Below are 26,974 nucleotides of genomic sequence, written 5' to 3'. Positions count from 1 at the left end.
TCGAAGGAAAAATTGTTGCCATTTAGCCTTTCAATTACAATGAATGGAGTAAATTTTTCTCCCAAGGTGCCCTATGTTAGATAAAATTGACCGTAAGCTGCTTTCTTTACTGCAAACCGACTGCACCCTCTCTTTGCAGGCGCTGGCCGATGCCGTTAATCTGACCACCACGCCCTGCTGGAAGCGCCTGAAGCGGCTGGAAGATGAAGGTATTCTGCGTGGGCGCGTCGCGCTGCTGGATGCGGAAAAGGTCGGGCTTGGGCTGACGGCGTTTGTGCTGATTAAGACTCAGCATCACAGTAGCGACTGGTATTGCCGCTTCGTCAGCGAAGTCACGCAGATGGCGGAGGTTCTCGGTTTCTGGCGTATGGCGGGGGAGTATGACTACCTGCTGCGGGTCCAGGTGGCGGATATGAAGAACTACGATGATTTTTATAAACGCCTGGTAAACAGCGTGCCGGGGCTCTCGGATGTGACTTCGAGTTTTGCCATGGAACAGATAAAATACACCACTGCCTTGCCGATTGATTAACGGCATCAGCCGCTACGAATTACACACTCAGGATTTAACTGCTTGCGATTATTTGCCCAACTTAGCTGGTATTTCCGCCGGGAGTGGCGTCGTTACCTCGGCGCTATTGCTCTGCTGATCGTCATTGCCATTCTGCAACTGGTGCCGCCAAAGGTGGTGGGTATCGTGGTTGACGGCGTAACAAAACAACATTACACCGCGGAAAAGGTGTGGATGTGGATCGGCCTGCTGGTCGTTATTGCGGTGATGGTCTATCTGCTGCGCTACGTCTGGCGCGTATTGCTTTTCGGCGCCTCTTATCAGCTGGCCGTCGAACTGCGCGAGGATTTCTATCGCCAGCTCAGCCGCCAGCATCCGGCCTTTTACCTGCGCCACCGTACCGGCGATCTGATCGCTCGCGCCACCAACGATGTGGATCGGGTGGTGTTCGCCGCCGGCGAGGGGGTATTAACCCTGGTTGACTCGCTGGTCATGGGCTGCGCGGTGCTGATTGTCATGTCGACGCAAATCAGCTGGCAGTTAACCCTGCTGGCGCTGCTGCCCATGCCGCTGATGGCGCTGGCGATTAAGCGTAACGGCGATGCATTACACGAACGCTTTCGCGTCGCGCAGGCGGCCTTCTCCAGCCTCAACGACCGCACCCAGGAGAGCCTGACCAGCATCCGCATGATCAAAGCCTTTGGTCTCGAAGACCGACAGTCGGCGCTGTTTGCCGCCGACGCCGCGGATACCGGGGCGAAAAACATGCGCGTGGCGCGTATCGACGCCCGCTTTGACCCGACGATTTATATCGCTATCGGGACCGCTAACCTGCTGGCCATCGGCGGCGGCAGCTGGATGGTGATCCAGGGCAGCCTGACTCTGGGTCAGCTCACCAGCTTTGTGATGTACCTCGGCCTGATGATCTGGCCAATGCTGGCGCTGGCGTGGATGTTTAACATCGTGGAGCGCGGTAGCGCGGCCTATGCGCGCATTCGCACCATGCTGGAGGAGGCGCCGGTGGTGAACGACGGCAGCGAGCCGACGCCGGAAGGGCGCGGTACGCTTAGCGTCGCCGTGCGCGAGTTTATCTACCCGCAGGCGAACAAGGTCTCGCTGGAAAAGGTCAACTTTACGCTCCAGCCCGGGCAGATGCTGGGGATTTGCGGGCCGACCGGCTCCGGCAAGAGCACCATTCTGGCGCTGATTCAGCGCCACTTTGACGTGACTGAAGGCGATATCCGCTTCCACGACGTTCCCCTGACCCGGCTACAGCTGGATAGCTGGCGCGCCCGGCTGGCGGTCGTCAATCAGACACCGTTCCTGTTCTCCGATACCGTCGCCAGCAACATTGCCCTCGGTAAACCGGACGCCACGCAGGAGCAAATCGAGCACGTTGCGCGGCTTGCCAGCGTGCATGAGGATATCCTGCGCCTGCCGCAGGGGTATAACACCGAAGTCGGCGAGCGCGGCGTGATGCTTTCCGGTGGGCAAAAACAGCGTATTTCCATCGCCCGCGCGCTGCTGCTGGAGGCGGAGATCCTGATCCTTGATGATGCGCTGTCGGCGGTGGACGGCAGAACGGAGCACCAGATTTTGCATAACCTGCGGCAGTGGGGAGAGGGGCGGACGGTGATCATTAGCGCCCATCGCCTGTCGGCGTTGACCGAGGCCAGCGAAATTCTGGTGATGCAGCACGGGCATATTTCCCAGCGCGGTCGCCATGAGGCGCTGGCGGCGCAGCCGGGCTGGTATCGGGATATGTACCGTTATCAGCAGCTGGAAGCGGCGCTGGATGATGTCCCGCAGGAAGATAAGGAGGTCGCCGGTGCGTAGTTTCACTGAACTCTGGCCGACCTTAAAGCGCCTGCTGGCCTACGGCTCCCCGTGGCGTAAACCGCTGATGATAGCGGTTGCCATGATGTGGGTTGCGGCGGTGGCGGAAGTCAGCGGCCCGCTGCTGATCAGCTACTTTATCGACAATATGGTGGCGAAGCACTCGCTGCCGTTGAAGCTGGTCTGCGGTCTCGCCGTGGCCTATATCGGCCTGCAACTTCTTGCCGCTGGCCTGCATTATTGCCAGGCGCTGCTGTTTAATCGCGCGGCGGTCGGCGTGGTGCAGCAGCTGCGCAGCGATGTGATGGACGCCGCGCTGCGTCAGCCGCTCAGCGAGTTTGATACGCAGCCGGTCGGGCAGCTCATCTCGCGGGTTACCAACGATACCGAAGTGATTCGCGATCTCTACGTGACCGTGGTGGCGACCGTGCTACGAAGCGCCGCTTTGATTGGCGCGATGCTGGTGGCGATGTTCAGCCTTGACTGGCGGATGGCGCTGGTGGCTATCGCTATTTTCCCGGCGGTGCTGATCGTGATGATGATTTATCAGCGCTACAGCACGCCCATCGTCAGGCGGGTTCGCGCCTGGCTGGCGGACATCAACGACGGTTTTAATGAAGTGATTAACGGCATGGGCGTCATCCAGCAGTTCCGCCAGCAGGCGCGGTTCGGCGAGCGGATGCGCGAGGCCAGCTACGCCCACTATCTGGCGCGTATGCAAACCCTGCGTCTTGATGGCTTCCTGCTGCGCCCACTGCTGAGCCTGTTCTCTTCATTAATTCTCTGCGGCCTGCTGATGCTGTTTGGTTTCAGCAGCAGCGGAACGATCGAAGTCGGGGTGCTATACGCCTTTATTAGCTATCTTGGGCGACTGAACGAGCCGCTGATCGAGCTGACCACCCAGCAGTCAATGCTGCAGCAGGCGGTCGTGGCGGGCGAGCGCGTCTTCGAGCTCATGGACAAACCGCGTCAGGCGTGGGGTGAAGATAGCGAGCCGCTGCGCAGCGGGGCGATGAGTATCGATCATGTCTCTTTTGCCTACCGCGACGATAGCCTGGTGTTGCAGGATATTAATCTCGATATCCCGTCCCGCAGCTTTGTGGCGCTGGTTGGTCATACCGGGAGCGGTAAAAGCACCCTGGCCAGCCTGATGATGGGCTACTACCCGTTAACCCAGGGAGAGATTCGCATCGACGGTCGTCCGCTTTCTTCCTTAAGCCACAGCGCGCTGCGTCAGGGGATTGCAATGGTGCAGCAGGATCCGGTGGTGCTGGCTGACACCTTCTATGCCAACGTCACCCTCGGTCGCGACATCAGCGAAGAGCAGGTGTGGGAAGCGCTGGAAGCGGTACAGCTGGCGGCGCTGGCCCGTGAAATGGAAAACGGTATTTATACGCTGCTGGGCGAGCAGGGGAATAATCTCTCCGTTGGCCAGAAACAGCTGCTGGCGCTGGCGCGGGTGCTGGTCGATACGCCGCAGGTGCTGATTCTTGATGAGGCGACGGCCAATATCGATTCCGGTACCGAGCAGGCGATTCAGCAGGCTCTGGCTCGGGTGCGCGAGCACACCACGCTGGTGGTGATTGCGCACCGCTTATCGACCATCGTCGAGGCCGATACGATCCTGGTACTGCACCGCGGTCAGGCCGTTGAGCGCGGAAGTCACCAGCAGCTGCTGGCGGCCAGAGGCCGCTACTGGCAGATGTATCAGCTGCAGCTGGCTGGCGAAGAGCTGGCGGCCAGCGCGCAGGAAGAGTCGCTTATCGCCTGATGCACCATAAACAGGCAGCGGCGCCGCCGCGGCCTGAGGTGGTGCAAAATCGTCACAAGCTGCGCACTGAAATGGTGCAGTTTCAGGCAAAAGAGGCATTTTGCCGCTTCGTTTCCGCCGAATTATTCTCCTTCCTCCTCAAAAAGGGCCGCCTGGCGGTCCTTTTTCATTTCTGGCATAGCCCTTGCTTTATTAGAGACGTGTTAGCTGCGGCCATTACCGAATTCTGACTGGAGGGGACTTATGAAGCTGGTTACCGTGGTAATCAAACCATTCAAACTGGAAGACGTGCGTGAAGCATTATCTTCAATGGGTATTCAGGGCCTGACGGTCACTGAAGTTAAAGGGTTCGGCCGTCAGAAAGGCCACGCGGAGCTCTATCGCGGCGCGGAATATAGCGTCAATTTTCTGCCGAAAGTGAAGATTGACGTCGCGATTGCCGACGATCAGCTGGACGAAGTCGTCGATGTCATCAGTAAAGCGGCTTACACCGGAAAGATTGGCGACGGCAAAATCTTTGTCGCCGAGCTGCAGCGCGTGATTCGCATCCGTACCGGCGAATCAGACGAAGCGGCACTGTAACTTTCAGACCACACAGTGATGGGGAACGAAACAATGAAGATAGCAACAATGAAAACAGGTCTGGGAGCGTTGGCTCTTCTTCCGGGGCTGGCGATGGCCGCACCGGCGGTCGCGGACAAAGCCGACAACGCTTTTATGATGATTTGCACCGCGCTGGTGCTGTTTATGACGATTCCGGGCATCGCGCTGTTCTACGGCGGGCTGATCCGCGGTAAAAACGTTCTCTCCATGCTGACGCAGGTCATCGTGACGTTTGCGCTGGTCTGCGTACTGTGGGTGGTTTATGGCTACACGCTGGCCTTCGGCGCTGGCGGCAGCTTCTTCGGCAACTTCGACTGGGTACTGCTGAAAAATATTGAACTGAAAGCGCTGATGGGGAGCTTCTATCAGTACATCCACGTTGCTTTCCAGGGCTCCTTTGCCTGTATTACCGTTGGCCTGATCGTCGGTGCGCTGGCGGAACGTATTCGCTTCTCGGCGGTACTGATATTCGTTGTGGTATGGATGACGCTCTCTTATGTGCCGATTGCGCACATGGTATGGGGCGGCGGTCTGTTGGCTACGCACGGCGCGCTTGATTTCGCCGGCGGTACGGTTGTTCACATCAACGCCGCGGTCGCGGGGCTGGTGGGCGCCTACATGATGGGCAAACGCGTCGGCTTTGGTAAAGAAGCGTTCAAACCGCATAACCTGCCGATGGTTTTCACCGGCACCGCCATCCTCTACGTTGGCTGGTTCGGCTTTAACGCCGGTTCAGCAAGCGCGGCGAACGAAATTGCCGGTCTGGCGTTCGTTAACACCGTGGTTGCAACGGCGGCGGCTATCCTGGCATGGACCTTCGGCGAGTGGGCAACCCGCGGCAAGCCGTCACTGCTGGGCGCCTGTTCAGGGGCGATTGCCGGTCTGGTCGGCATCACTCCGGCCTGTGGCTACATTGGCGTCGGCGGCTCGCTGATTGTGGGTATCGCTGCGGGCCTTGCGGGTCTGTGGGGCGTCACCGTTCTGAAACGCTGGCTGCGCGTTGATGACCCGTGCGATGTGTTTGGCGTCCACGGCGTCTGCGGTATCGTAGGTTGCATCCTGACCGGTATCTTCGCCGCGACTTCTCTGGGCGGTGTGGGCTACGCGGAAGGCGTCACCATGGGCCATCAGGTTCTGGTACAGCTGGAAAGCATCGGTATCACCATCGTCTGGTCCGGCGTCGTCGCCTTTATCGGTTACAAGGTTGCCGATATGACCGTTGGCCTGCGCGTACCGGAAGATCAAGAGCGTGAAGGGCTGGACGTAAACAGCCACGGCGAAAACGCCTACAACGCCTGATAAAACGAGTTATCTCCTGAAGCTGCAGAGCCTCCCCTCGGGGAGGCTCTGCTTTTTTATGCGTTGCGATTACGCATGACGCCTTCCTGCACCGTGGAAGCCACCAGCGTACCGTCCTGAGTGTAGAACTCGCCGCGGACAAAACCGCGCGCGCTGGAGGCGGAGGTGCTCTCAACGCTGTACAGCAGCCAGTCGTTGATGTTGAACGGGCGGTGGAACCACATTGAGTGATCGATGGTGGCAACCTGCATGCCCGGCTCCAGAAAACCGACGCCGTGAGGCTGCAGGGCAACGGGCAGGAAGTTAAAATCCGAAGCGTAGCCCAACAGAGACTGATGGGTGCGGAGATCTTCCGGCACTGCGCCGTTGGCGCGGATCCAGACCTGACGCGTTGGTTCTGCAACGTGTCCTTTCAGAGGGTTATGGAATTTGACCGGGCGAATCTCCAGCGGTTTATCGCAGAGAAATTTCTCTTTGACCTGCGGCGGCAGCAGGTGGGCCAGCTTGCGGGCAATATCCGTTTCGGAGGGAAGCGCGTCCGGAGCGGGTGCCGCTGGCATGGTTTTCTGATGTTCATAGCCGGGTTCTGGCGCCTGGAAAGAGGCGGTCATATAGAAAATGGGCTTCCCGTTTTGAATCGCCGCCACCCGGCGGGCGCTGAAGCTATTGCCATCGCGCAGGACTTCAACATCATAGATGATAGGTTTCAGGCTATCGCCGGGACGCAGGAAGTAGCTGTGAAACGAGTGAATCAGGCGTTCTGTGGGCACCGTCTCTTTTGCCGCATACAGCGCCTGACCCACTACCTGGCCGCCAAAGACCTGTCGCAATCCCAGATCTTCGCTCTGTCCGCGGAACAATCCCTCTTCAATTTTTTCCAGATTTAACAATGCCAGCAAATGGGTTAGTGCCTGACTCATAGTTATCCTCAATCAATGATGACTGCCTGGCGCAGCGCGTTATTGAGGCAAAGTATAACCTGGAATCGCAAGTGGTCCGATGGGTTCAATAATCTGAATATGGGCTCTTTTCCAGGAAGAGATCTGAGATCTGTGCCACACTTATTCACGATACTAATGTCCTGTCCCCGATTGTGGCTGGATGTACTCCTGTTAAAGAAGGGATGAAAAGGAGAAAAGAATGAAATTTGCCTATATGTTAAGTGCTTTAGCCGTAGCGGCTACGCTGTCTGCCTGTGCGAACAACCACAACAGCAATGCAGCGAACCAGGCGGCGCCCGATCCTTATGGCATTGCCTCACTAAGCTCCTCGCAGCAGCAGCCTAACGTATCCGGGACCATCAATATTCGACAGCGCGTGGCGTTACCGCCGGACGCGGTATTGACCGTAACCCTGTCGGATGCGTCTCTGGCCGATGCGCCAGCGCACGTGCTGTCGCAAAAAGCGGTAAGGACCGAAGGGAAGCAGGCGCCGTTTAACTTTGTCCTGCCCTATAACCAGGCGCAAATTCAGCCTAATGCCCGCATTCTTCTCAGCGCGGCGATTACCGTTAACGGTCAGCTGATGTTTATTACCGATACCGTGCAGACGGTGATTAACCAGGGCGGTAACCGGGCCGATCTGGTGCTGGTGCCGGTTCAGCAAACGGCGGTGCCGGTGGCGAACAACAGCGCTCCTGCTGCCCAGTAACTCCCCACCATGCCCCTTTACAGGGGCATTTTTTTGCCTTCAATAAATCCAGCGGTAGTGCTGGAGATCAATATGTCCGCTGCCTGAAACCTGGACGCCCTCCGCCAGTAGCGCCTGGCGTTGGCGCTGCAGATCTGGTCCGGTAAGGGAGATATCGCCGTGGCGGTTGACGACCCGATGCCAGGGGAGAGTCGATCCTTCCGGCAGGCGCTTTAATACTCCGCCCACCTGGCGAGCCGCTCGCGGTGAACCCGCCAGATGAGCAATGTCGCCGTAGGTGGCAACGTATCCCTCTGGAATCGAGGCGACTATCTGCCAGACCCGCTGCGGAAAAGTATCGTGAGAATCCATAGTACGTCCTGTTGCCGGAAAAGGCTCAGGATAAGCGTTGTATGACGGGCTGTACAGATAGCGGGTCAGGCCGATTTAACGATGGTAAATTCCAGCGCCAGACCCAGCACCTGCATGCCATGAACATTTTCATTCGCCGTATTGCTCAGCAGTGTTTCAAGAAACTTCAGGCGTTTTGACTGGGCGTTAATCACCAGCTTTGCGCGCATTGCCGGAAGCTTAAGCGTTGATATCGGATACACCACGCGACCGCTGACGTCGATGGGGAGTTTACGTAATTCAATGTGCTGAAGGACGCCGACGGTAGAGTAGAGCAGCGCGACCGGGGTGACGGCGAGCAGCTGATTATTGCTAATCGTCACAAAATCGAGGATGACCTCCGGACGCAGAAAGTTTAAACCGCGGAAGGAAACGGTCACTTCGGCGATGGCCGGCATCGCCAGGGTAGTGATTAAACGCGGTGATTCACTCATTCATATACCATTGAGACAGTGCGTTGATTAAAAAAGACGGTAGATAAGCCTCATTATGGCCGCTGGCGAGGATTCCCGCTGAGAGTGTGCTCGCAATCTCATAAGGGGATCGGGGCCATTTTACGGTGAGAAGCCGCTGTAGACGCGACTTTGCGCAATAAACCAGCACCCAATCGCCGGCGGCTTGCAATTCAGGGGTTCAGCAGGGATAATGCGCCAGCGCGTTAGGTAACTAACGCTCTCAATGGGGGCTCTGTTGGTTCTCCCGCAACGCTACTCTGTTTACCAGGTCAGGTCCGGAAGGAAGCAGCCAGAGCAGACGACGTGTGTGCCGGGATGTAGCTGGCAGGGCCCCCACCCATTTCAGGGTACCCTCTCGCTATTCGCATTCATTCCATGGTTTCCCTCAGCCTTCATATTTAATATCCACAAATATATTGTGAGTATTTTTGGTTTCTAAACCCTCTATTTTTTATGCCAAAAAATTCACTACGTCATAAATTTGAAATTTAACTGAAATATTATTGTCATCTTTATGTCATATATAACGTGCAGATTATTCATGGGAAAATGTTGTTTGATATAAGCTAAAAATATATCTCTGGATCAGCATGTTAACTTCGTGTATTAATTATATGATGATTTTATTTCACGGGAAGCGTGACTATGACCACTGTGGTTCTGAACGTAAAAATTGATGGCGAGTTAAAAGAAAAGCTGCGTCAGTATGCGGAAGAAAATAACGAAAATTTAGGAACAGCTACGGAGAAACTGCTGCTGCTGGCCTTTCAGGTAGCGGAATCAGCAGACGAGGCGGGGGTTTCGGAAGAAGATATCGATAGCCAGCATACCGAAGAGGAAGCGTCTCCATTAACCCCTAAAGAAATCAAAGCATTACGTAAAATTCTGAAGAAGAAAAAATGAAACAACAACTCTCTACAGCCAGCAACTATAGCGAAGCCTGCGATATGCTGCGTTCCGGATACGTTAAGCACGTACGCCTGAACTGGAATATCGGTAGCGATGAGTTCTTTCGCATTGCCTCCGACTGGTGTGACACAGGGGCAAAAATAAAAAAAGATGAAGACGGCTTTATTATTTCTCTGAAAGGGTTTCCGATCCCGCGTCAGCATTAATGAAACTATTGCAATTTTGTCATCGGGCTGACACGTCAGAAAGACAAAATTGAAGCGCAATTTTATAAAAACATCTCATATGCGTCATGGATGATGGTTTTTGACGGGCTGGCTCCAGCCCGTCGATATTTTCTTAAATGATTTTCCTCAGGCGGAAACTCTCTTTCTGCTCAGTCAGACTATGCCACAACGGCTGCAATGTCGTAAACGCGCTGCGCAGTTCGTCATCCGAAAGGGTAAAGGGCAAACGCAAATAGCGATCAAACGCGCCGGCCAGGCCAAAGCGAGTTCCCGTCCCGATGTGAATTCCCCGGCTTTCAGCGCGAACGGAAAAGAGCGTCGCCAGCATTCCCGGTAATTCCACCCAAAAAGAGAGTCCTCCTTCCGGCGGCGTGAAGTGCCAGTGGGGAAAATATTCCGCCATCAGCGCGCCGCACATATCCCGGCGAGTCGCCAGCATGGCGCGCCGTGACGGTAGCAGCCTGTTCTCATTCTCAAGCAACCAGCAGCAGGCCAGCTGTTCCAGCAGCGGGGAGCCGAGATCGAGAGAGTCGCGGGCCTGAACCAGCGAAGCAATGGTTCGCGAAGATGCGCGGATCCAACCTATGCGCAGGCCGCCCCAGAAGCTTTTTCCCGCTGAACCGATGGTTATCACCGGGGCATCAGGATTAAATGCCGCTAAAGGCGGCGGCGGCGGGGCGTCATACCATAAATCCACCATCGTTTCATCTGCCACCAGCGTGGTGCGGGTTTGTGCGGCGATGTCCGCTACCCGCTGGCGCGTTGCGCTATCCATACAGCGGCCGGTGGGATTATGAAAATCCGGCATCAGCCAGGCCAGACGCGGAGCAGTTTGGGCAATCGTTGCCGCCAGACCGTCGCAATCCCATCCCTGCTGCGGTAACGCCACGCTAACCGGACGACATGATGCGCCTTGTATCGCGCTAAGCGCCATGGGGTAAGTTGGCGCATCCACCACCACCCGATCGCCGGGCCCGGTGAATAAACGCAGTACCAGCGCAAAGCCGCTCAGGGCACCGTTGACGATCATTACTTCATCGCTGCGGGTTGGCAGCCCGCGTTCGCTATAGCGGCGGGCGATGGCTTCGCGCAGAAGCGGGAGCCCTTGTTGATCGTAACCGGTGTTGGATAAATGTTCAGGCATGATCTTTAAGGCCTGGCTGTAGGCCTGATGGATCTCGGGGCCGGCGCTAAGGGCGGCAACGGCCAGATTCACCGATAGCGGGTCCGTTTGTTTGGCCGCCGCCTCTACCGGACGCTCCGGCAAGGCGATCCGCGAACCGCTTCCCTGACGGCTGTAGAGATAGCCTTCTTCCCGAAGCTGACCGAGCGCGCTGGCAACCGTGGTGCGGCTGATATTCAGGGCAGCCGCCAGTTCACGTTCGCCGGGCAGTCGCGTTTCCAGCGCCAGGCGGCCATCGAGGATGAGCAGGCGCAGCGCTTCTGCAAGCTGACGCCAGATAGGCGTGCGAGAAGTGGACTCCTGCCAGTGACCGAGCAGCCGTACCAGCGATTGTGCACCAAAGCGACGAGATAACATAGCAATCCACTTTTTAAAAACTGGCCATTAATTATCAATCCATTTTTACTGATGATAAGGGAAATCGCAATTGTCCTGAGGTGAAAAATGGTACGTCGCTTGCTGCAACTTTACATTGGTCTGGTCCTGTACGGCGTGTCGACCGCATTATTTGTGCATGCCAATCTGGGGGCCGATCCGTGGGATGTTTTTCATCTGGGGATCGGTAAGCAGTTTAATCTGGATTTTGGTACGGTCATGATCCTGACGGGAGCGGCAGTGCTGCTGCTGTGGATCCCGCTACGGCAAATGCCGGGGCTGGGTACGGTGAGCAACGTGATTGTGCTGGGGCTGGCGGCAAACGCGACCTTAGCCGTGCTGCCGCCGTTGGATTCGCTGGTGGCGCGTAGCCTGCTGCTGGCGGGCGCTATCGTACTGAACGCGCTGGCGACGGGGATGTATATTGGCGCGGGCTTTGGTCCCGGGCCGCGCGATGGGCTGATGACCGGTCTGCATGCTCGTACGGGGTGGTCGCTGCGCGGTATCCGCACCGCGATTGAAGTTTCGGTCCTGCTGATTGGCTGGATGATGGGCGGCAAGTTTGGCGTGGGAACCGTACTCTATGCGTTAACTATCGGCCCGCTAATCCAGCTGTGCCTGCCGTGGTTTCATCAGCCAGCCGCGCGGAAGGCTCTGGCGAAACCCGGTGAGGCTATCTCCTGATTTTACGCTGCCATCAGACCTGGAGACTAAACTTATCAATTCAGATACGGCCGGATTCTCCGGCTGTACTGTTCACTTCGGAGAGCAGACTCATGAAGTACGTTGATGGTTTTGTCGTTGCCGTACCGGCGGAAAATAAGGAGGCATACCGCGAGATGGCAGCAAAGGCCGCGCCATTATTTAAAGAGTTTGGCGCACTCCGCGTGGTCGAATGCTGGGCGGATGATGTCCCGGATGGCAAGCTGACCGATTTTCGCCTGGCGGTGAAAGCGGAGGAGAGTGAAGAGGTGGTGTTCAGCTGGATTGAGTATCCCTCTAAAGAGGTTCGCGATGCCGCGAATGCCAAAATGATGGCCGACCCGCGGATGAAAGAGTTTGGCGAATCGATGCCCTTTGATGGAAAACGAATGATATACGGCGGCTTTGCCCCGCTTCTGGATGAGTAATTCATCTTTGCCATCCCCATAGCTTTTGGGGATGGCGATAGACGCGCTACAGATGACTCCAGCCATGCAGCAGCATATAAAAACCCACCACCATAATCAGGGTGCCGGAAATCCACGGCGCTTTGCGCGAGAGATCGTTCAGCCCGGGCCAGCGGTTTGCCACGTGCTTCAGGCTGAGGGCGGCAATTGCGCCGGAAGCCACCAGGGTGATCGCCAGCCCAACGCTAAACCCCAGTACCAGGGTTGCCCCCAGCGAGAACTTTTTCAACTGCAGGCAAATGAGTAGCACGGTAATGGATGCCGGGCAGGGAATGAGTCCCCCGGTCAGTCCGAACAAGACGATCTGCCCGGTGGTGACCCGCTGGCCGTTAAAGCGGCGATTGATCGCTTGCGCATGCGCGCGCTGATGGGCGTCCTGCCAGTCATCGGCGGCAACCCGCGAAGGTTGGTGAGCGTGAGGATGATGTTGATACGCAAGGTGGCGATCGTGATGATGTTCATGTTCATGTTCATGTTCATGTTCATGTTCATGTTCATGTTTATGTTCATGTTCATGTTCATGGTCATGGGTATGGGTATGTGAACGCGATTCGCGCCAGGTACGCGCCAGCATCCAGCAGGCAATCAGTACGATAAGGCCCCCTGAGATTAGCTGAAACCAGGGTTCCGACGTTTGTGCATTCCAGCCGCGGCCGAACCACAGGCCTGCCATGGCCACCAGCCAGACCACCGCCGTATGCGATACCGTCGCCGCCAGCCCCAGCAGCACCGCCTGCTTTAATGTTCCGCGCACCGCCACGATAAATGCCGCCATCATGGTTTTTGAGTGCCCGGGCTCAAGGCCGTGCAGCGCGCCCAGCAGAATCGCGCTGGGAATAAATAGCCAGGCGTTGCCCTGCTGCAGGAGTGAAGCGAAATCGTTCATAACGTGATCCCTAACTAAAAAGTGCTTGTATGCTACTCCCCCCCAGTACATAAATACTACCCCCCAGTAGAAAAATACTCCGGGGGAGTAGGGCATGTTATGCTGTTCTGATTGCATACAAGGGTCGTTAGTGGAACGATCGATTAATCAAATAGTGGATCGCGAAATGTCACATACCGTTCGTCACAAGAAGATGTTATTGACCCGATTGAAGAAAATTCAGGGGCAAAGCGCCGCGCTGGAAAAAATGCTTAACCGCGAGCATGAATGCGCAGAGGTTCTACAGCAGCTGGCTGCCATTCGCGGTGCGGTAAACGGCATGATGATGCAGGTTATCCAGGGGCATTTAACGGATCATGTCGTGAAGGAGCCGGAAGAAGGTCAGCGTGAGGCTGACCTTGATGTGGTGATGCAGGTGATAAAATCCTATCTGAAATAGGCTCAGTCATCATGTGTTCCGGACGGTGATGAATACGCCTTGAGGTTATTCTCGGCCCACAGAATAAATTTCTCTTTTGGCAGCGCCTTACTATAAAGCCAGCCCTGTGCATACAGCACGCCATGCATGCGCAGCCAGTCGCGTTGGCTTTCGGTTTCGACGCCTTCTGCGACGGTCGCCAGATTGAGCGCTTTCGCCATTTCAATGATGTGCGGCGTCAGCGATTCACACTCCAGCGTATCGACAAATGCTTTATCGATTTTTAGGGTATCAACGTCCAGCTTTTGTAAATAGCTCAGGCTGGAATAGCCGGTGCCGAAGTCATCGATGGAGATACGGTGTCCTGCCTGACGATAGCCGGCGATGACTGGCAGAGTGGTTTGCGGGTCGACAAAACCGCGCTCGGTGATTTCCAGAATGATCTGCTGAGCGCTGATGCCCCAGCGCTGAAGCTGATCTTGTAACAGCATCGGCAGCCTTGGCGAACGCAAATCATCAACCGACAGGTTTATCGAGATATGTATCTCCGGGCGCTGCCGCAGCCAGGTACCGAGATCGGTAAATATTTTCCGTACAATATCTTCGGTTAAGCGGGTAATCAGCCCGGTTTGTTCGGCAAGCGGAATAAAAATATCCGGCGATAAGAAACTGCCATCGGGTTGCCTCCAGCGAGCAAGCGCCTCCGCGCCGACGATCTTTCCACTCTGCAGCGAAATAATGGGCTGGTAATAAACCTGGATGGCATGAGAATTCAGCGCGTCCAGCATCCCATTACGCGGTAAGCGCAGCCTTCGCAGCAGGCGAAGCAGCAGAAATGAGGCCAGAAGGCTGGTGAACAGACCAATCGGCAGCCACAGCATCAGCTGCTGATGTAGCTTTTTCTGCAGCGGCACCGTCGAGGACCAGGTGGCAATGGCCAGCCCCAGCTCCGGGAGACGATGAAGACGATAAACGGTGCTATCGAGGGTTAGGGTCCTGGCATACTGATGCTTAATTCTCTCCCAGACGGCAGCGTTGAGCGGTTTACTGCTAATGATGATTTGATTGCGCTGCGTGCCGAACAAGAGAGTGTGAATCTGTTCATGGCCTAATGGAATGACATCGATAAACGACTCGGGATCGATCATCACCACGTGATGCTCGCTGCCCATGGCCGTCATTTTATGTTTCAGACCCAGATCGTTAACTGAGGTAAGCCAGGTACGATAGCCATCGGCCGTGATGTGGTCGGGAGCAGGAAAGGTAACCGAAACCTGATGATCTTCGAGGGAAGAGCACTGCGGAATACCCTCATGTAACCACAGCACTTCCTGAACGTAGCGATGGGTATAGGCGATCCGTCGCATCATGAGCAAATGCTGCGGACTGCAGGTGGTCGCCGCATGCGCATCAGCTTCGTTCAGCGCCTCTCTTGCCTGATCGGCAACCTGCTGAACGCGGGCCAGTACGCGGACGGAAAAGTTGTCCAGTTCGCTATAAAATTGCTCTTTGGCCTGCTGCATTGCCAGCCAGATGCTCAGCGCGACCGGCAGGATAATGGCGAGTATCAATACCCCTGTAACCAGACTCACCTGATGCCGGGTCGTCATGAGTATTTCCTTATTTTATTGAGGGGTTCGATGAGTATACGCGAAAGATAAAAGAGGGTTCAGCACGGGGTAGAAAAAGGCCCGAACCGCAAGATAGCAACGAATTCGGGCTAACAGTGGATGAACCGCGACGCCCAAGGCCTGGAGCGTCGCGGAGAAAAACGAGGGCTGGTATGCTGGCAATAAGCGTTGTCAGCACAGATTCATATTCTAAAGCGCAATCATGACAGTCATATGTTGCGCTTAATGGGCGTCCGGCGCAGCGATGTCAGCGCTAATCCGCTGGTCGTTTTCGTCGAAGACCATGCAGTAGCGATCGTCAAACGCGACCCTTATCTTCTGCCATGGACGGAAATGAACGTCGCCGGGCAGCAGAATTTTGACGTTATCGTGGCCGTAGCACTGGCCGAACAGATAGGTGTTGTTACCCAGTCTCTCCACGACTTCACATTGAAACTCAACTACGGTACCGATATTCACATCAGTTGAGAGATGTTCAGGGCGAATACCGAGGGTAACGGCAGCGCCGGGCTGCAGCGGCGATGTGGTGATATTGAGCGTCAGATTATGATCTTGCGCCATCTTCACGCTAAGCTGGCCCGGCTGCCATGCGGTGACCGTCGCGGGCAGGAAGTTCATTTTCGGCGAACCGATAAATCCCGCAACGAACTTATTGACCGGGTTGTAATACAGCGACATCGGCGAACCCATCTGCTCAACTTTGCCGTAGTTCATCACCACGATTTTATCGGCCAGCGTCATCGCTTCAACCTGATCGTGGGTGACATAAACCATGGTGGTTTTGAGTTCATGATGCAGTTTAGCAATATGCAGGCGCATCTCAACGCGCAGCTCGGCATCCAGGTTGGAGAGGGGTTCATCAAACATAAACACCCGTGGATTACGCACGATGGCGCGACCGATCGCCACGCGCTGGCGCTGGCCGCCGGAAAGCTGCTTAGGTTTGCGATCCAGCAGATGAGAGAGCTGCAGCGTTTTCGCCACCATTTCAACCTGGCGGCGAATTTCATCTTTTGGCACTTTATTCACCTTCAGGCCATAGCCCATATTTTCCGCTACCGTCATATGCGGGTAGAGCGCATAGGACTGGAATACCATGGCGACGCCGCGATGGGCAGGAACGACATCATTCATCACCTCATCGCCAATAAGCACTTCACCTTCGCTGACCTCTTCGAGACCGGCAATCATTCGCAGTAGCGTCGATTTGCCGCAGCCTGACGGACCGACGAAAACCGCAAACTCGCCATCTTCAATATCAAGATTTACCTGATGCAGCGTCACTGTACTGCCGAACCGTTTGGTGACATTCCTCAGTCGTATATTGGACATCAACATTCCCCGGGTTAGTAGCCGTTTTTGCCGTTGGGATTTGGGCTGTGACGCATTATTTGTATAACGTGTAACAATTCAGCCGGGCGATGCTCAACGACACTAAAATCATGCAGTGACTATAACTTCCAGAGTTTTAGCGCCCTATATCGATGTTTCATTTCTGCAATCAGGATCACACAACTGGCAGCTTTCAGTAGTTTTGTTAGCATTCAAAGCGTACCGTATAACAAATCAGGAATAACGGCATATTTGTTTATGAATCACCGTTTATCAGTTAACTGAAAGATTCTCGGAAGTCACATCGCCCAATAAAAACCATTAAATTGTTATACCTTCACATGAGGTTGATAATGAAAAAGAACACTCTTGCTGCACTGATCCTTACTACTCTGGCTGCCGGGCAGCTGGTTAGCCTGCAGGCGCACGCGGCCGGACAGCTCAACGTCTGGGAAGACATCAAAAAATCCGACGGCATTAAGGCCGCGGTAAGCGATTTTGAAAAGCAGTTCAACGTTAAGGTGAACGTGCAGGAAATGCCGTACGCCCAGCAGCTGGAAAAGCTGCGCCTTGATGGGCCGGCGGGCATTGGCCCGGACGTGCTGGTGATCCCTAATGACCAGCTAGGCGGTGCGGTCGTCCAGGGACTGCTGTCTCCCCTGACGCTGGACCAGGCGAAGCAGGAGGCCTTTACGCCGGCATCAATCAACGCGTTCCATATGGATAACGTGCTTTACGGCGTACCGAAAGCGGTGGAAACCCTGGTGCTGATTTACAACAAAGACCTGATCGATAAGCCGCTGGATAGCCTGCAGGACTGGTTCGACTATTCGAAGAAGCAGCGCGAAGAGGGTAAGTACGGCCTGCTGGCGAAGTTTGACCAGATCTATTACAGCTGGGGCGCTATTGGCCCAATGGGCGGCTATATCTTTGGCAAAAACGACAAAGGCGGCTTCAACCCGCAGGATGTCGGCCTGAATAAGCCAGGCGCGGTGGAAGCGGTGACTTTCCTGAAAAAATTCTACACCGACAAGGTATTCCCGGCGGGGATCCTCGGCGATAACGGGCTGAACGCCATCGACTCGCTGTTCACCGAGAAGAAAGCGGCTGCGGTGATTAACGGCCCGTGGGCCTTCCAGCCGTATGAAGCGGCAGGCATTCATTATGGCGTCGCGCCTTTGCCGACGCTGCCGGATGGCAAACCGATGAGCTCCTTCCTCGGCGTGAAGGGCTATGTCGTCTCGACGTGGAGTAAAGATAAAGCGCTGGCGCAGCAGTTTATCGAGTTCATCAACCAGCCGCAGTACGTGAAAGCGCGTTATGTCGCCACCGGAGAAATCCCGCCGCTGAAGGCCATGATTGACGATCCGCTGATTAAGAATGACGAAAAGGCCAGCGCGGTGGCGGTGCAGTCAGCGCGGGCGACGGCGATGCCCGGGATCCCGGAAATGGGAGAGGTATGGGGCCCGGCGAACGCCGCGCTCGAGCTTAGCCTGACCGGTAAACAGGAGCCGAAGGCGGCGCTCGATAACGCTGAAAAGCAGATCAAAATGCAGATCGAAGCCATGCAGGCCAGCAATCAATAATCCGGTGATGTAACAGAACGGGAGGGCCGACCTCCCGTTTTCAGAAGGAGTCGTGTGTGATTATCAATCCCAGCGAAAATATTGCCGAAGCGCGCGGCGCAGGACGCCATGCGTGGTGCGGCCTGTTGCTGGCTATCGTGCCGGGTTTTGGGCAGTTTTATCACCGCCAGTGGCTGAAGGGGATTGTCTTCCTGGTGCTGCTGAGCAGTTTTATGAGCATTTTCTATGACTTTCTCAGCGAAGGCCTGTGGGGGTTATATACCTTAGGCGAGGAAGTCCCGCGGGATAACTCTATTTTCCTGCTGGCGGAAGGGATAATCAGCGTACTGATTATCGCATTCGGTTTGTTGGTCTATTTCCTCTCGCTGCGCGATGCCTGGGTTAACGGCAAAAAGCGCGATGAAGGCATGGCGCTGAATAGCGTACGCAAGCAGTATCAGATGCTGCTCAGCGAGGGTTTCCCGTATCTGATGATCACGCCCGGCTTCATACTGCTGGTGTTTGTGGTCATCTTCCCGATCCTGTTTGGTTTTGCTATCGCCTTTACTAACTACAACCTTTATCACACGCCGCCAGCGAAGCTGGTGGATTGGGTGGGATTCAAAAACTTCATCAATATCTTCACATTATCCATCTGGCGCTCGACCTTCTTTGACGTACTGCAGTGGACGGTGGTGTGGACGCTGCTGGCGACGACCCTGCAATGTACCGTCGGCGTGCTGCTGGCGATTCTGGTCAACCAGAAAGATCTGCGCTTTAAGCCGATGATCCGCACAATTTTCATTCTGCCGTGGGCGGTGCCGGGCTTCGTGACGATTCTGGTTTTTGCCGGCATGTTCAATGATTCATTCGGGGTGATTAACAACGCCATTTTGTCCTTCTTTGGCATCACGCCGAAGGCCTGGCTGACCGACCCGTTCTGGACTAAAACGGCGCTGATCATGATGCAAACCTGGCTGGGCTTTCCGTTTGTTTTCGCCATGACCACCGGCGTCCTGCAGGCGATCCCGGACGATCTGTATGAAGCGGCCACCATGGATGGCGCTAGCGCGTTTACCCGCCTGCGGACCATTACTCTGCCGCTGGTGCTCTACTCCATTGCGCCGATCATCATCACTCAGTACACCTTCAATTTTAACAACTTCAATATCATCTACCTGTTCAATAACGGCGGACCGGCGGTAGCCGGGTCGAATGCCGGCGGTACGGATATTCTGGTGTCGTGGATCTACAAATTAACGATGTCGTCTTCGCAATACGCCATCGCGGCCACCATCACGATTCTGCTGTCGATTTTTGTCGTCGGCCTGGCGTTGTGGCAGTTCCGCGCCACGAAATCCTTCAAAAACGACGACATGGCGTAAGGGAAGCAACATGGCTAAATCACCGAGTATTAAACGTGAAAAGTGGATTCGCCTGTCTCTCACCTGGCTGGTGGTCCTCTTTGTATCGACGATTATTATATACCCGCTGGTCTGGACGGTAGGGGCGTCTCTGAACGCCGGGAACAGTCTGCTGAGTACGTCGATTATTCCTGAAAACCTGTCGTTCCAGCATTACGCGGATCTGTTTAACGGCAATGTGAATTATCTCACATGGTACTGGAACTCGATGAAAATCAGCTTCATGACCATGGTGTTGACCTTAATCAGCGTCAGCTTCACGGCCTATGCGTTCTCCCGCTTTCGTTTCAAAGGGCGGCAGAACGGGCTGATGCTGTTTCTGCTGTTACAGATGATCCCGCAGTTCTCGGCGCTGATTGCGATCTTTGTTCTCTCTCAGCTTCTGGGGCTGATCAACAGCCATCTGGCGCTGGTGCTGATCTACGTGGGCGGCATGATCCCGATGAATACCTGGCTCATGAAGGGGTATCTGGACGCGATCCCCAAAGATCTGGATGAATCCGCGCGGATGGATGGCGCCAGCAGCTTCCGCATCTTTATCGAAATCATTATGCCGCTGTCGAAGCCGATTCTGGCGGTGGTGGCGCTGTTTTCATTCACCGGCCCGCTGGGGGATTTCATCCTCTCCAGCACCATTTTACGTACCCCGGATAAATACACGCTGCCGATTGGCCTGTATAACCTGGTGGCGCAGAAAATGGGCGCCAGCTACACCACCTACGCGGCGGGCGCGGTGCTGATTGCCGTCCCGGTGGCGATTCTCTATCTGGCGCTACAAAAATACTTTGTTTCCGGCCTCACCTCAGGCAGTACAAAAGGATAACCCCATGAAAAGATTAACACCCGCGTGGCTTGCTGTTTCTCTGGCATGCTGTTTTTCCGCCGGTACGCTGGCGGCAGATGCGCTGCAAACGAAGGCGTTTAGCAATATGCCCGCTGATTTTATTAAAGGCGCGGATATCTCTACGCTGCTGGATGCGGAAAAGCACGGCGCGAAGTTCTTTAACCACAACAATCAGCCGCAGGATCCGATCGCGATTCTGAAGGCCGACGGCGTGAACTATGTTCGCCTGCGCCTGTGGGTGGATCCAAAAGACGCCCAGGGTCAGCGCTACGGCGGCGGCGATAACGATCTGGCGGCGACGCTGGCGCTGGCGAAGCGCGCAAAAGCGCAGGGTATGAAGCTGCTGCTTGATTTTCACTACAGCGATTTCTGGACCGATCCGGGCAAGCAGTTCAAGCCGAAGGCCTGGGAGAAAATGGATTATCCGCAGCTGAAAACCACGATCCACGACTACACCCGCGACACGATTGCCCGCTTTAAGCAGGAGGGGGTGCTGCCGGATATGGTCCAGATCGGCAACGAGATCAACGGCGGTATGCTGTGGCCGGAGGGCAAAAGCTGGGGGCAGGGCGGCGGCGAGTTCGATCGCCTGGCGGGGCTGCTTAACGCCGCCATTGACGGCCTGAAGGAAAACCTCACCGGCGGCGAGCAGATTAAAATTATGCTTCATCTGGCCGAAGGCACGAAAAACGACACCTTCCGCTGGTGGTTTGATGAAATCAGCAAGCGCAACGTGCCTTACGACATCATTGGTCTGTCGATGTACACCTACTGGAATGGTCCGATTAGCGCGCTGAAAGCCAATATGGACGATATCAGCAAGCGCTATAACAAAGACGTGATAGTGGTGGAAGCCGCTTACGCCTATACCCTGGAAAACTGCGACAACGCCGAAAATAGTTTCCAGGCGAAAGAGGAAAAGGATGGCGGTTATCCTGCCACCGTACAGGGGCAATATAATTATATTCACGACTTAATGCAGGCCGTTGCGGACGTACCGGACCACCGCGGTAAAGGTATTTTTTATTGGGAGCCGACGTGGATTGCCGTACCGGGAAATACCTGGGCGACGCCTGCCGGAATGAAATATATCCATGATGAATGGAAAGAGGGGAATGCCCGGGAAAATCAGGCGCTGTTTGATTGCCAGGGAAAAGCATTGCCGTCGATGAAGGTATTCAATTAATTATTCAGCTTTACACTTCAGGATGTTTATTATGAAAAAATTTGCGCCTTTGAGTCCGAAGGTCAATGCGCTATTGCATGGCGCCGACTATAACCCGGAGCAGTGGGAGAACTATCCCGATATTATCGATAAAGATATTGCCATGATGCAGCAGGCAAAATGTAATGTCATGTCGGTAGGGATATTTAGCTGGGCGAAACTTGAACCTCTGGAAGGCGTATTTGAGTTTGGCTGGCTGGACAGTATCCTGGATAAACTCTATGCCGCCGGCATTCATGTCTTTCTCGCGACCCCAAGCGGCGCGCGCCCGGCCTGGATGTCGCAGAAATATCCTCAGGTCCTGCGCGTCGGTCGCGATCGGGTGCCTGCGCTGCACGGTGGACGTCATAACCACTGTATGTCGTCGCCGGTCTACCGTGATAAAACCCTGAAAATAAATTCCCTGCTGGCGGAGCGCTACTCGCAGCATCCCGCGGTGCTGGGCTGGCATATCTCCAATGAATACGGCGGAGAGTGCCACTGTAGCCTGTGCCAGGAGCGTTTCCGCGACTGGCTGAAAGCGCGCTATGAAACGCTGGATAACCTCAATCACGCCTGGTGGAGCACCTTCTGGAGCCACACCTACAGCGACTGGTCGCAGATCGAATCTCCGGCCCCGCAGGGGGAAGTCTCCATTCATGGTCTGAACCTGGACTGGCATCGCTTTAATACCGCTCAGGTGACGGACTTCTGCCGCCACGAAATTGCGCCGCTGAAAGCGGCGAATGCTGCGCTGCCGGTAACAACCAACTTTATGGAGTATTTCTACGATTACGACTACTGGCAACTGGCGAAGGTGCTGGACTTTATCTCATGGGACAGCTACCCCATGTGGCACCGTGATAAAGATGAAACCACGCTGGCCTGCTACACCGCCATGTATCATGACATGATGCGCAGCCTGAAGGGCGGCAAACCGTTTGTATTAATGGAATCCACCCCGAGCGCGACCAACTGGCAGCCGACCAGTAAGCTAAAGAAACCGGGAATGCATATTCTCTCTTCTCTGCAGGCGGTGGCGCACGGTGCGGATTCGGTGCAGTACTTCCAGTGGCGTAAGAGCCGCGGTTCGGTTGAGAAGTTTCATGGCGCGATTATCGATCATGTCGGTCATCTGGATACGCGCGTGGGTCGTGAAGTGACGGCGCTCGGCGAGATGCTAAGCCAGCTGCCGGGCGTCGTGGGCTGCCGGACGGATGCGAAAGTGGCGATTATCTTCGACCAGCAAAACCGCTGGGCGCTGGATGATGCACAGGGGCCGCGAAATCTCGGCATGGAGTATGAAAATACCGTCAACGAACATTATCGTCCGTTCTGGGAGCAGGGGATTGCGGTTGATGTTATCGATGCTGACGTTGACCTGAGTCCTTATCAACTGGTCATTGCGCCAATGCTGTATATGGTTCGTGAGGGATTTGCCGAACGCGCCGAAGCGTTTGTGGCTAACGGTGGCCATTTAGTTACAACATACTGGACAGGCATAGTGAACGAGTCCGACCTCTGCCATCTCGGCGGTTTCCCGGGCCCGCTGCGTAAACTGCTGGGCATTTGGGCGGAAGAGATTGACTGCCTGAACGACGGCGAACGCAACCTGGTACAGGGGCTGGCGGGCAATGAAGGGGGCCTGCAGGGACCGTATCAGGTACGCCATCTGTGTGAACTGATTCATGCCGAAACGGCGCAGCCGCTGGCGACCTACCGCGATGATTTTTACGCGGGAAGACCGGCGGTTACCGTCAATCACGTGGGTAAAGGTAAGGCCTGGCACGTCGCTTCGCGCAACGATCTGGCTTTCCAGCGGGACTTCTTCACCGCCATAAGTAAAGAGCTGTCGCTGCCACGTGCGGTGGCGGCCGATTTCCCGCCGGGCGTGGTGGCGACCGCACGGACGGACGGTGAAACCACCTACGTATTCCTGCAAAACTACAGCGCGCAGCAGCAGCAGGTGACCTTACCGCAGGGCTATCAGGACAGCCTCACCGGCACGGCACTGAACGCGCCGTTAACCTTAAAAGCGTGGGATTGCCGCATCCTCAGTCGTCACGCGTAATTTTTCTCTATCCACGCCTGCTCGCAAGAGCAGGCGTTTTTTTATCTGCTTATCAGGAGTCTATTATGGTGAGTTTAAAATCCTTTCTGAATTATTTCTCCCAGTCTCGTCCGGCGGTAACGTTAAGCCAGGCGGAACAACAACAGATTGAACGTTTAATTCAGGCTTTTGGCGGCGAGGCGAATATTGTCAACGTTGACGCCTGTATCACCCGCTTACGCGTCACGGTGAATAATCTGTCGATTGTTGACTCTCAGGGGCTACAGCAGCAGGGAGCGCTTGGCGTTATTATCCTTGGGCAGCAGGTGCATGCTATTTTCGGTAAACAGTCGGATGCTTTGCGTCAATTACTTGACGAACACTTTGCCAGCCGTAAATAAAATAAAACGGGATAACGCAATAATGAGTTATCCCGAAAAGAAAACAAAGCATTCAATGGCAATAATGATTACCGGAGGGTAATTAACGACCTTACAGCTGGAGATAAAACAGTTAAATGACGACTACCACCAGGCCTCGACCTGTACACCAAAGTTCCACGTATTATTGGCAGTTTGATCTTCGAACGGTTTACCGTTTTCAGAGTCATTCAGATACGAAGCGAAAATGCGCAGTTCCGGGCGAGACATAAAGTCAGGGCCATCGGCCAGGCCCAGCGCGATGGTATATTTCTCACCGGCCTGCTTATAATCAGTATTGTTCTTGTAGCTATCTTTTTGGTAAAAGCCGCCCACTTCGCCAATCAGGCGCACGTATTCGGTGAACTGATACTGCCCACGAGCCACCAGCGACAGCATGCGCGTTTTATCCGTGTAATCGGTGATGTTGTCCGCGGAGCCCCAGGTGAGAACGTGGTTAATGGAGAACTTTTCGGTAATCGGAATTAAACCGGTATTAATCACGCGGTATCCGGTGGCGTCATTGACGTAGTTCCACATGTCGTACCAGCCGCCGCCCTGGGAAACCATGTTCTGCGCCAGCCCTTTGTTGGCGTACTGCAGCACCGTTTTGTTGTAACCACCCAGCATATCCTGGCTGATTTCACCGGTTAGCATGACGCCGTTTTCAGCATCGTATAGACCACCGTAGGAGTCCTGCTTTTTAGTGGTATTCGGCATCGCGTAGTCGATACCAAATTCGGTCCACGAACCGGCCCACGGCTTCCAGCCTGCGTAGCGCAGGTCGAGGTAGTTAATGTTGACGTTGCTGTCGCCATCGACGCGATAGTCGACGTCATTGGCATCGCCGCGGATCCAGGCAAATGAAACGGCCCCCGGGCCGAGCGTATAGTTTTCGATCCCGGCACCGGATCCGGAAATGTTCCAGTATTTGGTATCAATGATGTGGAGATCGTGGCGCTGGTAGTAGCGTTTACCGCCCCAAATGACCGCGTTCGGATCGCCGGGGACCAGCCCTTTGATTTGCAGGTTGAGCTGGCGCAGGCCGAATTGGGCATCATCATCGAGCGTGGTTTCGTTATCGTTAGAACCGTCAGAAACCATGCTGACCATGCTATCAAGATAGAAGCTCACGTCATTCTTCTTATAGACCTCTGATCCCAGCTCCAGCTCGCCGTAGGTATCGGACTCGTTACCCAGACGGCCAATTTTGTTTTTTTGCCATTCGGCCTGACTACCGTCGCCGGAGACCCCAACCCCGGCGCGCATATAGCCATGAAAATCGATACCCGGAAGCGTGGCGGAAGCAGCAAACACGGATGGTGAAATCAGCGCAGCGGCCAACGCAGCGGAGAGTGTGCGCAGCGTAGTGTTCATGTCTATCCTCTTATTGTTTTGTATTACGTTCACATAACCGATGTCATAAAATGCCTAAACCCGAATTCAGGCAATTGAATGATCGCTATAGTGTGATTAACTGCAAATAAATTGGCGGGTTTTGTTACGAGTAGTGAGTCTATTCACAATTTGTTGTATTGTGAGCGTAATACTTTTTTTGATGATTGTGGTTCGAGGGACGCGGCGATGAGCGTTTTTTCACATTGCCCCTGTTACAATCCAGGGATAACAACATAAGGAACCGGACTATGAAGTCTAAAAGCGCGACCTTAGAAGACGTTGCTCGCCATGCGGGCGTCTCCTATCAGACCGTGTCCAGAGTGCTCAACAAATCTGCTAATGTATCCAAAGCCACACGCAGCAAGGTGGAGAAATCCATCGAGGAGCTGCGCTATGTCCCAAACCGCCTGGCGCAACAGCTGGTAGGAAAGCAAAGCCGCACCGTGGGCCTGGTCACCATCTCCCTCGCATTGCACGCGCCTTCTCAGGTGGCTGCTGCGGTAAAACGCTATGCGAATGTGGAAGGCTATCAGGTGCTCATCTCCATGATCGATGAGAGCGTCAACCAAAGTATTCAAGATTCCATTAATGAACTGAAGTCTCAGCTGGTGGATAAGGTCATCATCAACGTGCCGCTGGAGACTGAACTGGCTCAAAAAATTGCCGCTGATAACGATGATATCGTCTGTCTGTTTTTAGATGTTGACCCCTACAGCTCCGTGTTTAACGTTTCGTTTAACCCGGCTGATGGTACCCGGGCCAGCGTCAAATATCTCTATGAAATGGGGCATCGGGAGATCGCGCTGCTAGCCGGCCCGGAAAGCTCGGTATCGGCCAAACTGCGTCTGAAAAGCTGGATTGAGACCCTTGAGGGATATGGCCTGCAGCCGGTCACGGTGATTCGCGGTAACTGGGATGCGCAGAGCGGCTATGCCGGCGCGCTGCAAATGCTGCGGGAGACGCCAAACTTTACCGCCGTTCTGGTGGGTAACGATCAGATGGCGCTGGGCGTACTGAGCGCGTTTCACCAACATCAGGTGCCGATTCCGGGGGAAAAATCGGTTATTGGTTATGATGACACCTATGAGAGTTCGTTCTTTTACCCGGCGCTCACCACCGTTTCGCTGGATCTTGATTTACAAGGAAAAGAGGCCGTCCGGCGCCTTCTCGATAGCGGCGATCGCGAGACATCTCATACTTCCTCTATCCTTCCGGCTCGTCTGGTCGTGCGCCACTCTACCGGACCGAAAACTGAGCCGGGCAAAAACCTGCAGTCTATTGCCGAACAGCTCAGAGCGCTGGCGCATCAGCTTAATCCTTAATCCGCAACGGGCGGCCTGCGCCGCCCTTTAGCCCCTTCCATTCTCAGGGTTGATCTTTGTATTTACCCGGCGTACCATAATGTTATGTTATAACGTAATGATT

Annotated in this window: 27 protein-coding genes and 1 other RNA gene; 20 read left to right on the top strand and 8 right to left on the bottom strand. The window is 54.9% G+C overall.

From position 1 onward, the window contains the following. Nucleotides 1–73 precede the first annotated feature (73 nt). Genes ACESQ2_RS01170 through amtB form a run of 6 tightly spaced genes read left to right on the top strand, consistent with a single transcriptional unit; the run spans nucleotide 74 to nucleotide 6,020 of the window. The gene (locus ACESQ2_RS01170) at nucleotides 74–532 is read left to right on the top strand and encodes an Lrp/AsnC family transcriptional regulator (RefSeq protein ID WP_004135994.1); all 459 of its coding nucleotides are present in this window, start codon (nucleotides 74–76) and stop codon (nucleotides 530–532) included. Between the two features lie 42 nt (nucleotides 533–574). Next, nucleotides 575–2,347, top strand: a complete 1,773-nt coding sequence (locus ACESQ2_RS01165) for a SmdA family multidrug ABC transporter permease/ATP-binding protein (protein ID WP_025107160.1) — start codon at nucleotides 575–577, stop codon at nucleotides 2,345–2,347. Continuing rightward, on the top strand, nucleotides 2,340–4,118 hold the full coding sequence (locus ACESQ2_RS01160; protein WP_025107159.1) for a SmdB family multidrug efflux ABC transporter permease/ATP-binding protein: 1,779 nt from the start codon (nucleotides 2,340–2,342) through the stop codon (nucleotides 4,116–4,118). Before ACESQ2_RS01165 ends, ACESQ2_RS01160 begins: the two co-directional genes overlap by 8 nt. Beyond that, the gene (locus ACESQ2_RS01155) at nucleotides 4,118–4,348 is read left to right on the top strand and encodes a hypothetical protein (RefSeq protein ID WP_004848281.1); all 231 of its coding nucleotides are present in this window, start codon (nucleotides 4,118–4,120) and stop codon (nucleotides 4,346–4,348) included. Before ACESQ2_RS01160 ends, ACESQ2_RS01155 begins: the two co-directional genes overlap by 1 nt. Nucleotides 4,349–4,361: 13 nt before the next feature. Next, on the top strand, nucleotides 4,362–4,700 hold the full coding sequence (gene glnK / locus ACESQ2_RS01150; protein ID WP_004099573.1) for a P-II family nitrogen regulator: 339 nt from the start codon (nucleotides 4,362–4,364) through the stop codon (nucleotides 4,698–4,700). A 33-nt stretch (nucleotides 4,701–4,733) separates the two neighbouring features. Further along, a complete protein-coding gene (gene amtB, locus ACESQ2_RS01145; RefSeq protein WP_004848284.1) occupies nucleotides 4,734–6,020 on the top strand; it encodes an ammonium transporter AmtB in 1,287 nt (428 codons plus the stop codon). Nucleotides 6,021–6,076: 56 nt separating this feature from the next. Here amtB and tesB read toward each other — a convergent pair whose 3' ends face one another. Then, nucleotides 6,077–6,940 (bottom strand): acyl-CoA thioesterase II, encoded by an 864-nt coding sequence (gene tesB / locus ACESQ2_RS01140; protein WP_373170104.1) that lies wholly within the window; start codon nucleotides 6,938–6,940, stop codon nucleotides 6,077–6,079. 220 nt (nucleotides 6,941–7,160) lie between these two features. On the opposite strand from tesB, the gene ACESQ2_RS01135 reads away from it, so the two are divergent. Further along, entirely contained in the window at nucleotides 7,161–7,670 is a 510-nt protein-coding gene (locus ACESQ2_RS01135; protein ID WP_004848288.1) for a YbaY family lipoprotein, read from the top strand. A 39-nt stretch (nucleotides 7,671–7,709) separates the two neighbouring features. Here the strand turns inward: ACESQ2_RS01135 and ACESQ2_RS01130 are convergent, their stop codons facing one another. After that, nucleotides 7,710–8,021, bottom strand: coding sequence for an MGMT family protein (locus tag ACESQ2_RS01130; RefSeq protein WP_025107157.1), 312 nt, complete (start codon nucleotides 8,019–8,021; stop codon nucleotides 7,710–7,712). A gap of 65 nt (nucleotides 8,022–8,086) precedes the next feature. Further along, the gene (locus tag ACESQ2_RS01125; RefSeq protein ID WP_025107156.1) at nucleotides 8,087–8,494 is read right to left on the bottom strand and encodes a hypothetical protein; all 408 of its coding nucleotides are present in this window, start codon (nucleotides 8,492–8,494) and stop codon (nucleotides 8,087–8,089) included. Between the two features lie 254 nt (nucleotides 8,495–8,748). On the opposite strand from ACESQ2_RS01125, the gene ffs reads away from it, so the two are divergent. From ffs to ACESQ2_RS01110, 3 genes are all read left to right on the top strand, one after another. Beyond that, nucleotides 8,749–8,845, top strand: an RNA gene (ffs, locus tag ACESQ2_RS01120) — signal recognition particle sRNA small type. Between the two features lie 315 nt (nucleotides 8,846–9,160). Continuing rightward, nucleotides 9,161–9,418 carry a hypothetical protein gene (locus ACESQ2_RS01115; protein WP_004848294.1) on the top strand — a complete coding sequence of 86 codons (258 nt, stop codon included), beginning with the start codon at nucleotides 9,161–9,163 and terminating at the stop codon, nucleotides 9,416–9,418. Beyond that, nucleotides 9,415–9,630, top strand: a complete 216-nt coding sequence (locus ACESQ2_RS01110) for a hypothetical protein (RefSeq protein WP_004129860.1) — start codon at nucleotides 9,415–9,417, stop codon at nucleotides 9,628–9,630. Before ACESQ2_RS01115 ends, ACESQ2_RS01110 begins: the two co-directional genes overlap by 4 nt. A gap of 133 nt (nucleotides 9,631–9,763) precedes the next feature. Here the strand turns inward: ACESQ2_RS01110 and ACESQ2_RS01105 are convergent, their stop codons facing one another. Continuing rightward, the gene (locus tag ACESQ2_RS01105) at nucleotides 9,764–11,191 is read right to left on the bottom strand and encodes a PLP-dependent aminotransferase family protein (RefSeq protein ID WP_032748270.1); all 1,428 of its coding nucleotides are present in this window, start codon (nucleotides 11,189–11,191) and stop codon (nucleotides 9,764–9,766) included. Between the two features lie 87 nt (nucleotides 11,192–11,278). On the opposite strand from ACESQ2_RS01105, the gene ACESQ2_RS01100 reads away from it, so the two are divergent. Both ACESQ2_RS01100 and ACESQ2_RS01095 read left to right on the top strand, forming a co-directional pair. Further along, nucleotides 11,279–11,893: a YitT family protein gene (locus ACESQ2_RS01100; protein ID WP_014228193.1), complete on the top strand. Its 615-nt coding sequence runs from the start codon at nucleotides 11,279–11,281 to the stop codon at nucleotides 11,891–11,893. A 92-nt stretch (nucleotides 11,894–11,985) separates the two neighbouring features. Then, complete coding sequence (locus ACESQ2_RS01095; protein ID WP_004848301.1) at nucleotides 11,986–12,339, top strand: DUF1428 domain-containing protein; 354 nt, start codon at nucleotides 11,986–11,988, stop codon at nucleotides 12,337–12,339. Nucleotides 12,340–12,385: 46 nt separating this feature from the next. On the opposite strand, the gene ACESQ2_RS01090 is transcribed toward ACESQ2_RS01095, so the two are convergent. After that, the gene (locus ACESQ2_RS01090) at nucleotides 12,386–13,264 is read right to left on the bottom strand and encodes a nickel/cobalt efflux protein RcnA (RefSeq protein ID WP_224260027.1); all 879 of its coding nucleotides are present in this window, start codon (nucleotides 13,262–13,264) and stop codon (nucleotides 12,386–12,388) included. A 166-nt stretch (nucleotides 13,265–13,430) separates the two neighbouring features. Between ACESQ2_RS01090 and ACESQ2_RS01085 the strand changes: the two genes are divergently transcribed. Continuing rightward, nucleotides 13,431–13,703, top strand: a complete 273-nt coding sequence (locus ACESQ2_RS01085; protein ID WP_004129869.1) for a metal-sensing transcriptional repressor — start codon at nucleotides 13,431–13,433, stop codon at nucleotides 13,701–13,703. Nucleotides 13,704–13,705: 2 nt separating this feature from the next. Here the strand turns inward: ACESQ2_RS01085 and ACESQ2_RS01080 are convergent, their stop codons facing one another. Together ACESQ2_RS01080 and ACESQ2_RS01075 are read right to left on the bottom strand one after the other, a co-directional pair. After that, on the bottom strand, nucleotides 13,706–15,292 hold the full coding sequence (locus ACESQ2_RS01080) for an EAL domain-containing protein (RefSeq protein WP_373170103.1): 1,587 nt from the start codon (nucleotides 15,290–15,292) through the stop codon (nucleotides 13,706–13,708). A 243-nt stretch (nucleotides 15,293–15,535) separates the two neighbouring features. Continuing rightward, nucleotides 15,536–16,645, bottom strand: a complete 1,110-nt coding sequence (locus ACESQ2_RS01075) for an ABC transporter ATP-binding protein (RefSeq protein ID WP_004848307.1) — start codon at nucleotides 16,643–16,645, stop codon at nucleotides 15,536–15,538. A gap of 353 nt (nucleotides 16,646–16,998) precedes the next feature. Here ACESQ2_RS01075 and ACESQ2_RS01070 point away from each other — a divergent pair, with 353 nt between their 5' ends. From ACESQ2_RS01070 to ACESQ2_RS01045, 6 genes are all read left to right on the top strand, one after another. Next, the gene (locus ACESQ2_RS01070) at nucleotides 16,999–18,231 is read left to right on the top strand and encodes a maltodextrin ABC transporter substrate-binding protein (protein WP_049070858.1); all 1,233 of its coding nucleotides are present in this window, start codon (nucleotides 16,999–17,001) and stop codon (nucleotides 18,229–18,231) included. Nucleotides 18,232–18,287: 56 nt separating this feature from the next. After that, nucleotides 18,288–19,595, top strand: a complete 1,308-nt coding sequence (locus tag ACESQ2_RS01065) for a carbohydrate ABC transporter permease (protein WP_004848312.1) — start codon at nucleotides 18,288–18,290, stop codon at nucleotides 19,593–19,595. Between the two features lie 10 nt (nucleotides 19,596–19,605). Continuing rightward, nucleotides 19,606–20,457 (top strand): sugar ABC transporter permease, encoded by an 852-nt coding sequence (locus tag ACESQ2_RS01060; protein ID WP_014837601.1) that lies wholly within the window; start codon nucleotides 19,606–19,608, stop codon nucleotides 20,455–20,457. Nucleotides 20,458–20,461: 4 nt separating this feature from the next. Next, nucleotides 20,462–21,664, top strand: coding sequence for an arabinogalactan endo-beta-1,4-galactanase (locus ACESQ2_RS01055; protein ID WP_032694156.1), 1,203 nt, complete (start codon nucleotides 20,462–20,464; stop codon nucleotides 21,662–21,664). A gap of 31 nt (nucleotides 21,665–21,695) precedes the next feature. After that, nucleotides 21,696–23,753 carry a beta-galactosidase gene (locus ACESQ2_RS01050; protein ID WP_373170102.1) on the top strand — a complete coding sequence of 686 codons (2,058 nt, stop codon included), beginning with the start codon at nucleotides 21,696–21,698 and terminating at the stop codon, nucleotides 23,751–23,753. 65 nt (nucleotides 23,754–23,818) lie between these two features. Continuing rightward, nucleotides 23,819–24,133, top strand: a complete 315-nt coding sequence (locus ACESQ2_RS01045) for a glucose PTS transporter subunit EIIB (protein ID WP_057173779.1) — start codon at nucleotides 23,819–23,821, stop codon at nucleotides 24,131–24,133. 123 nt (nucleotides 24,134–24,256) lie between these two features. Here the strand turns inward: ACESQ2_RS01045 and ACESQ2_RS01040 are convergent, their stop codons facing one another. Further along, the gene (locus tag ACESQ2_RS01040; RefSeq protein WP_014228201.1) at nucleotides 24,257–25,528 is read right to left on the bottom strand and encodes a maltoporin; all 1,272 of its coding nucleotides are present in this window, start codon (nucleotides 25,526–25,528) and stop codon (nucleotides 24,257–24,259) included. Between the two features lie 269 nt (nucleotides 25,529–25,797). On the opposite strand from ACESQ2_RS01040, the gene ACESQ2_RS01035 reads away from it, so the two are divergent. Beyond that, the gene (locus ACESQ2_RS01035; RefSeq protein ID WP_009653595.1) at nucleotides 25,798–26,871 is read left to right on the top strand and encodes a LacI family DNA-binding transcriptional regulator; all 1,074 of its coding nucleotides are present in this window, start codon (nucleotides 25,798–25,800) and stop codon (nucleotides 26,869–26,871) included. Nucleotides 26,872–26,974 lie beyond the last annotated feature (103 nt).

This window comes from Klebsiella sp. Q11, from assembly GCF_964241505.1.
Classification (GTDB): Bacteria; Pseudomonadota; Gammaproteobacteria; order Enterobacterales; family Enterobacteriaceae; genus Klebsiella; species Klebsiella michiganensis.
Note: the sequence above shows the minus strand (reverse complement) of the source record. Positions and strands in the feature narration are given on the sequence as shown.

Excerpts from the sequence above, each read along its gene's own strand:
- ACESQ2_RS01170 (WP_004135994.1), top strand. The coding sequence starts at position 74 with ATGTTAGATAAAATTGACCGTAAGCTGCTTTCTTTACTGCAAACCGAC.
- ACESQ2_RS01155 (WP_004848281.1), top strand. The coding sequence starts at position 4,118 with ATGCACCATAAACAGGCAGCGGCGCCGCCGCGGCCTGAGGTGGTGCAA.
- glnK (WP_004099573.1), top strand. The coding sequence starts at position 4,362 with ATGAAGCTGGTTACCGTGGTAATCAAACCATTCAAACTGGAAGACGTG.
- amtB (WP_004848284.1), top strand. The coding sequence starts at position 4,734 with ATGAAGATAGCAACAATGAAAACAGGTCTGGGAGCGTTGGCTCTTCTT.
- tesB (WP_373170104.1), bottom strand. The coding sequence starts at position 6,940 with ATGAGTCAGGCACTAACCCATTTGCTGGCATTGTTAAATCTGGAAAAA.
- ACESQ2_RS01135 (WP_004848288.1), top strand. The coding sequence starts at position 7,161 with ATGAAATTTGCCTATATGTTAAGTGCTTTAGCCGTAGCGGCTACGCTG.
- ACESQ2_RS01130 (WP_025107157.1), bottom strand. The coding sequence starts at position 8,021 with ATGGATTCTCACGATACTTTTCCGCAGCGGGTCTGGCAGATAGTCGCC.
- ACESQ2_RS01125 (WP_025107156.1), bottom strand. The coding sequence starts at position 8,494 with ATGAGTGAATCACCGCGTTTAATCACTACCCTGGCGATGCCGGCCATC.
- ACESQ2_RS01115 (WP_004848294.1), top strand. The coding sequence starts at position 9,161 with ATGACCACTGTGGTTCTGAACGTAAAAATTGATGGCGAGTTAAAAGAA.
- ACESQ2_RS01110 (WP_004129860.1), top strand. The coding sequence starts at position 9,415 with ATGAAACAACAACTCTCTACAGCCAGCAACTATAGCGAAGCCTGCGAT.
- ACESQ2_RS01105 (WP_032748270.1), bottom strand. The coding sequence starts at position 11,191 with ATGTTATCTCGTCGCTTTGGTGCACAATCGCTGGTACGGCTGCTCGGT.
- ACESQ2_RS01100 (WP_014228193.1), top strand. The coding sequence starts at position 11,279 with ATGGTACGTCGCTTGCTGCAACTTTACATTGGTCTGGTCCTGTACGGC.
- ACESQ2_RS01095 (WP_004848301.1), top strand. The coding sequence starts at position 11,986 with ATGAAGTACGTTGATGGTTTTGTCGTTGCCGTACCGGCGGAAAATAAG.
- ACESQ2_RS01090 (WP_224260027.1), bottom strand. The coding sequence starts at position 13,264 with ATGAACGATTTCGCTTCACTCCTGCAGCAGGGCAACGCCTGGCTATTT.
- ACESQ2_RS01085 (WP_004129869.1), top strand. The coding sequence starts at position 13,431 with ATGTCACATACCGTTCGTCACAAGAAGATGTTATTGACCCGATTGAAG.
- ACESQ2_RS01080 (WP_373170103.1), bottom strand. The coding sequence starts at position 15,292 with ATGACGACCCGGCATCAGGTGAGTCTGGTTACAGGGGTATTGATACTC.
- ACESQ2_RS01075 (WP_004848307.1), bottom strand. The coding sequence starts at position 16,645 with ATGTCCAATATACGACTGAGGAATGTCACCAAACGGTTCGGCAGTACA.
- ACESQ2_RS01070 (WP_049070858.1), top strand. The coding sequence starts at position 16,999 with ATGAAAAAGAACACTCTTGCTGCACTGATCCTTACTACTCTGGCTGCC.
- ACESQ2_RS01060 (WP_014837601.1), top strand. The coding sequence starts at position 19,606 with ATGGCTAAATCACCGAGTATTAAACGTGAAAAGTGGATTCGCCTGTCT.
- ACESQ2_RS01055 (WP_032694156.1), top strand. The coding sequence starts at position 20,462 with ATGAAAAGATTAACACCCGCGTGGCTTGCTGTTTCTCTGGCATGCTGT.
- ACESQ2_RS01050 (WP_373170102.1), top strand. The coding sequence starts at position 21,696 with ATGAAAAAATTTGCGCCTTTGAGTCCGAAGGTCAATGCGCTATTGCAT.
- ACESQ2_RS01045 (WP_057173779.1), top strand. The coding sequence starts at position 23,819 with ATGGTGAGTTTAAAATCCTTTCTGAATTATTTCTCCCAGTCTCGTCCG.
- ACESQ2_RS01040 (WP_014228201.1), bottom strand. The coding sequence starts at position 25,528 with ATGAACACTACGCTGCGCACACTCTCCGCTGCGTTGGCCGCTGCGCTG.
- ACESQ2_RS01035 (WP_009653595.1), top strand. The coding sequence starts at position 25,798 with ATGAAGTCTAAAAGCGCGACCTTAGAAGACGTTGCTCGCCATGCGGGC.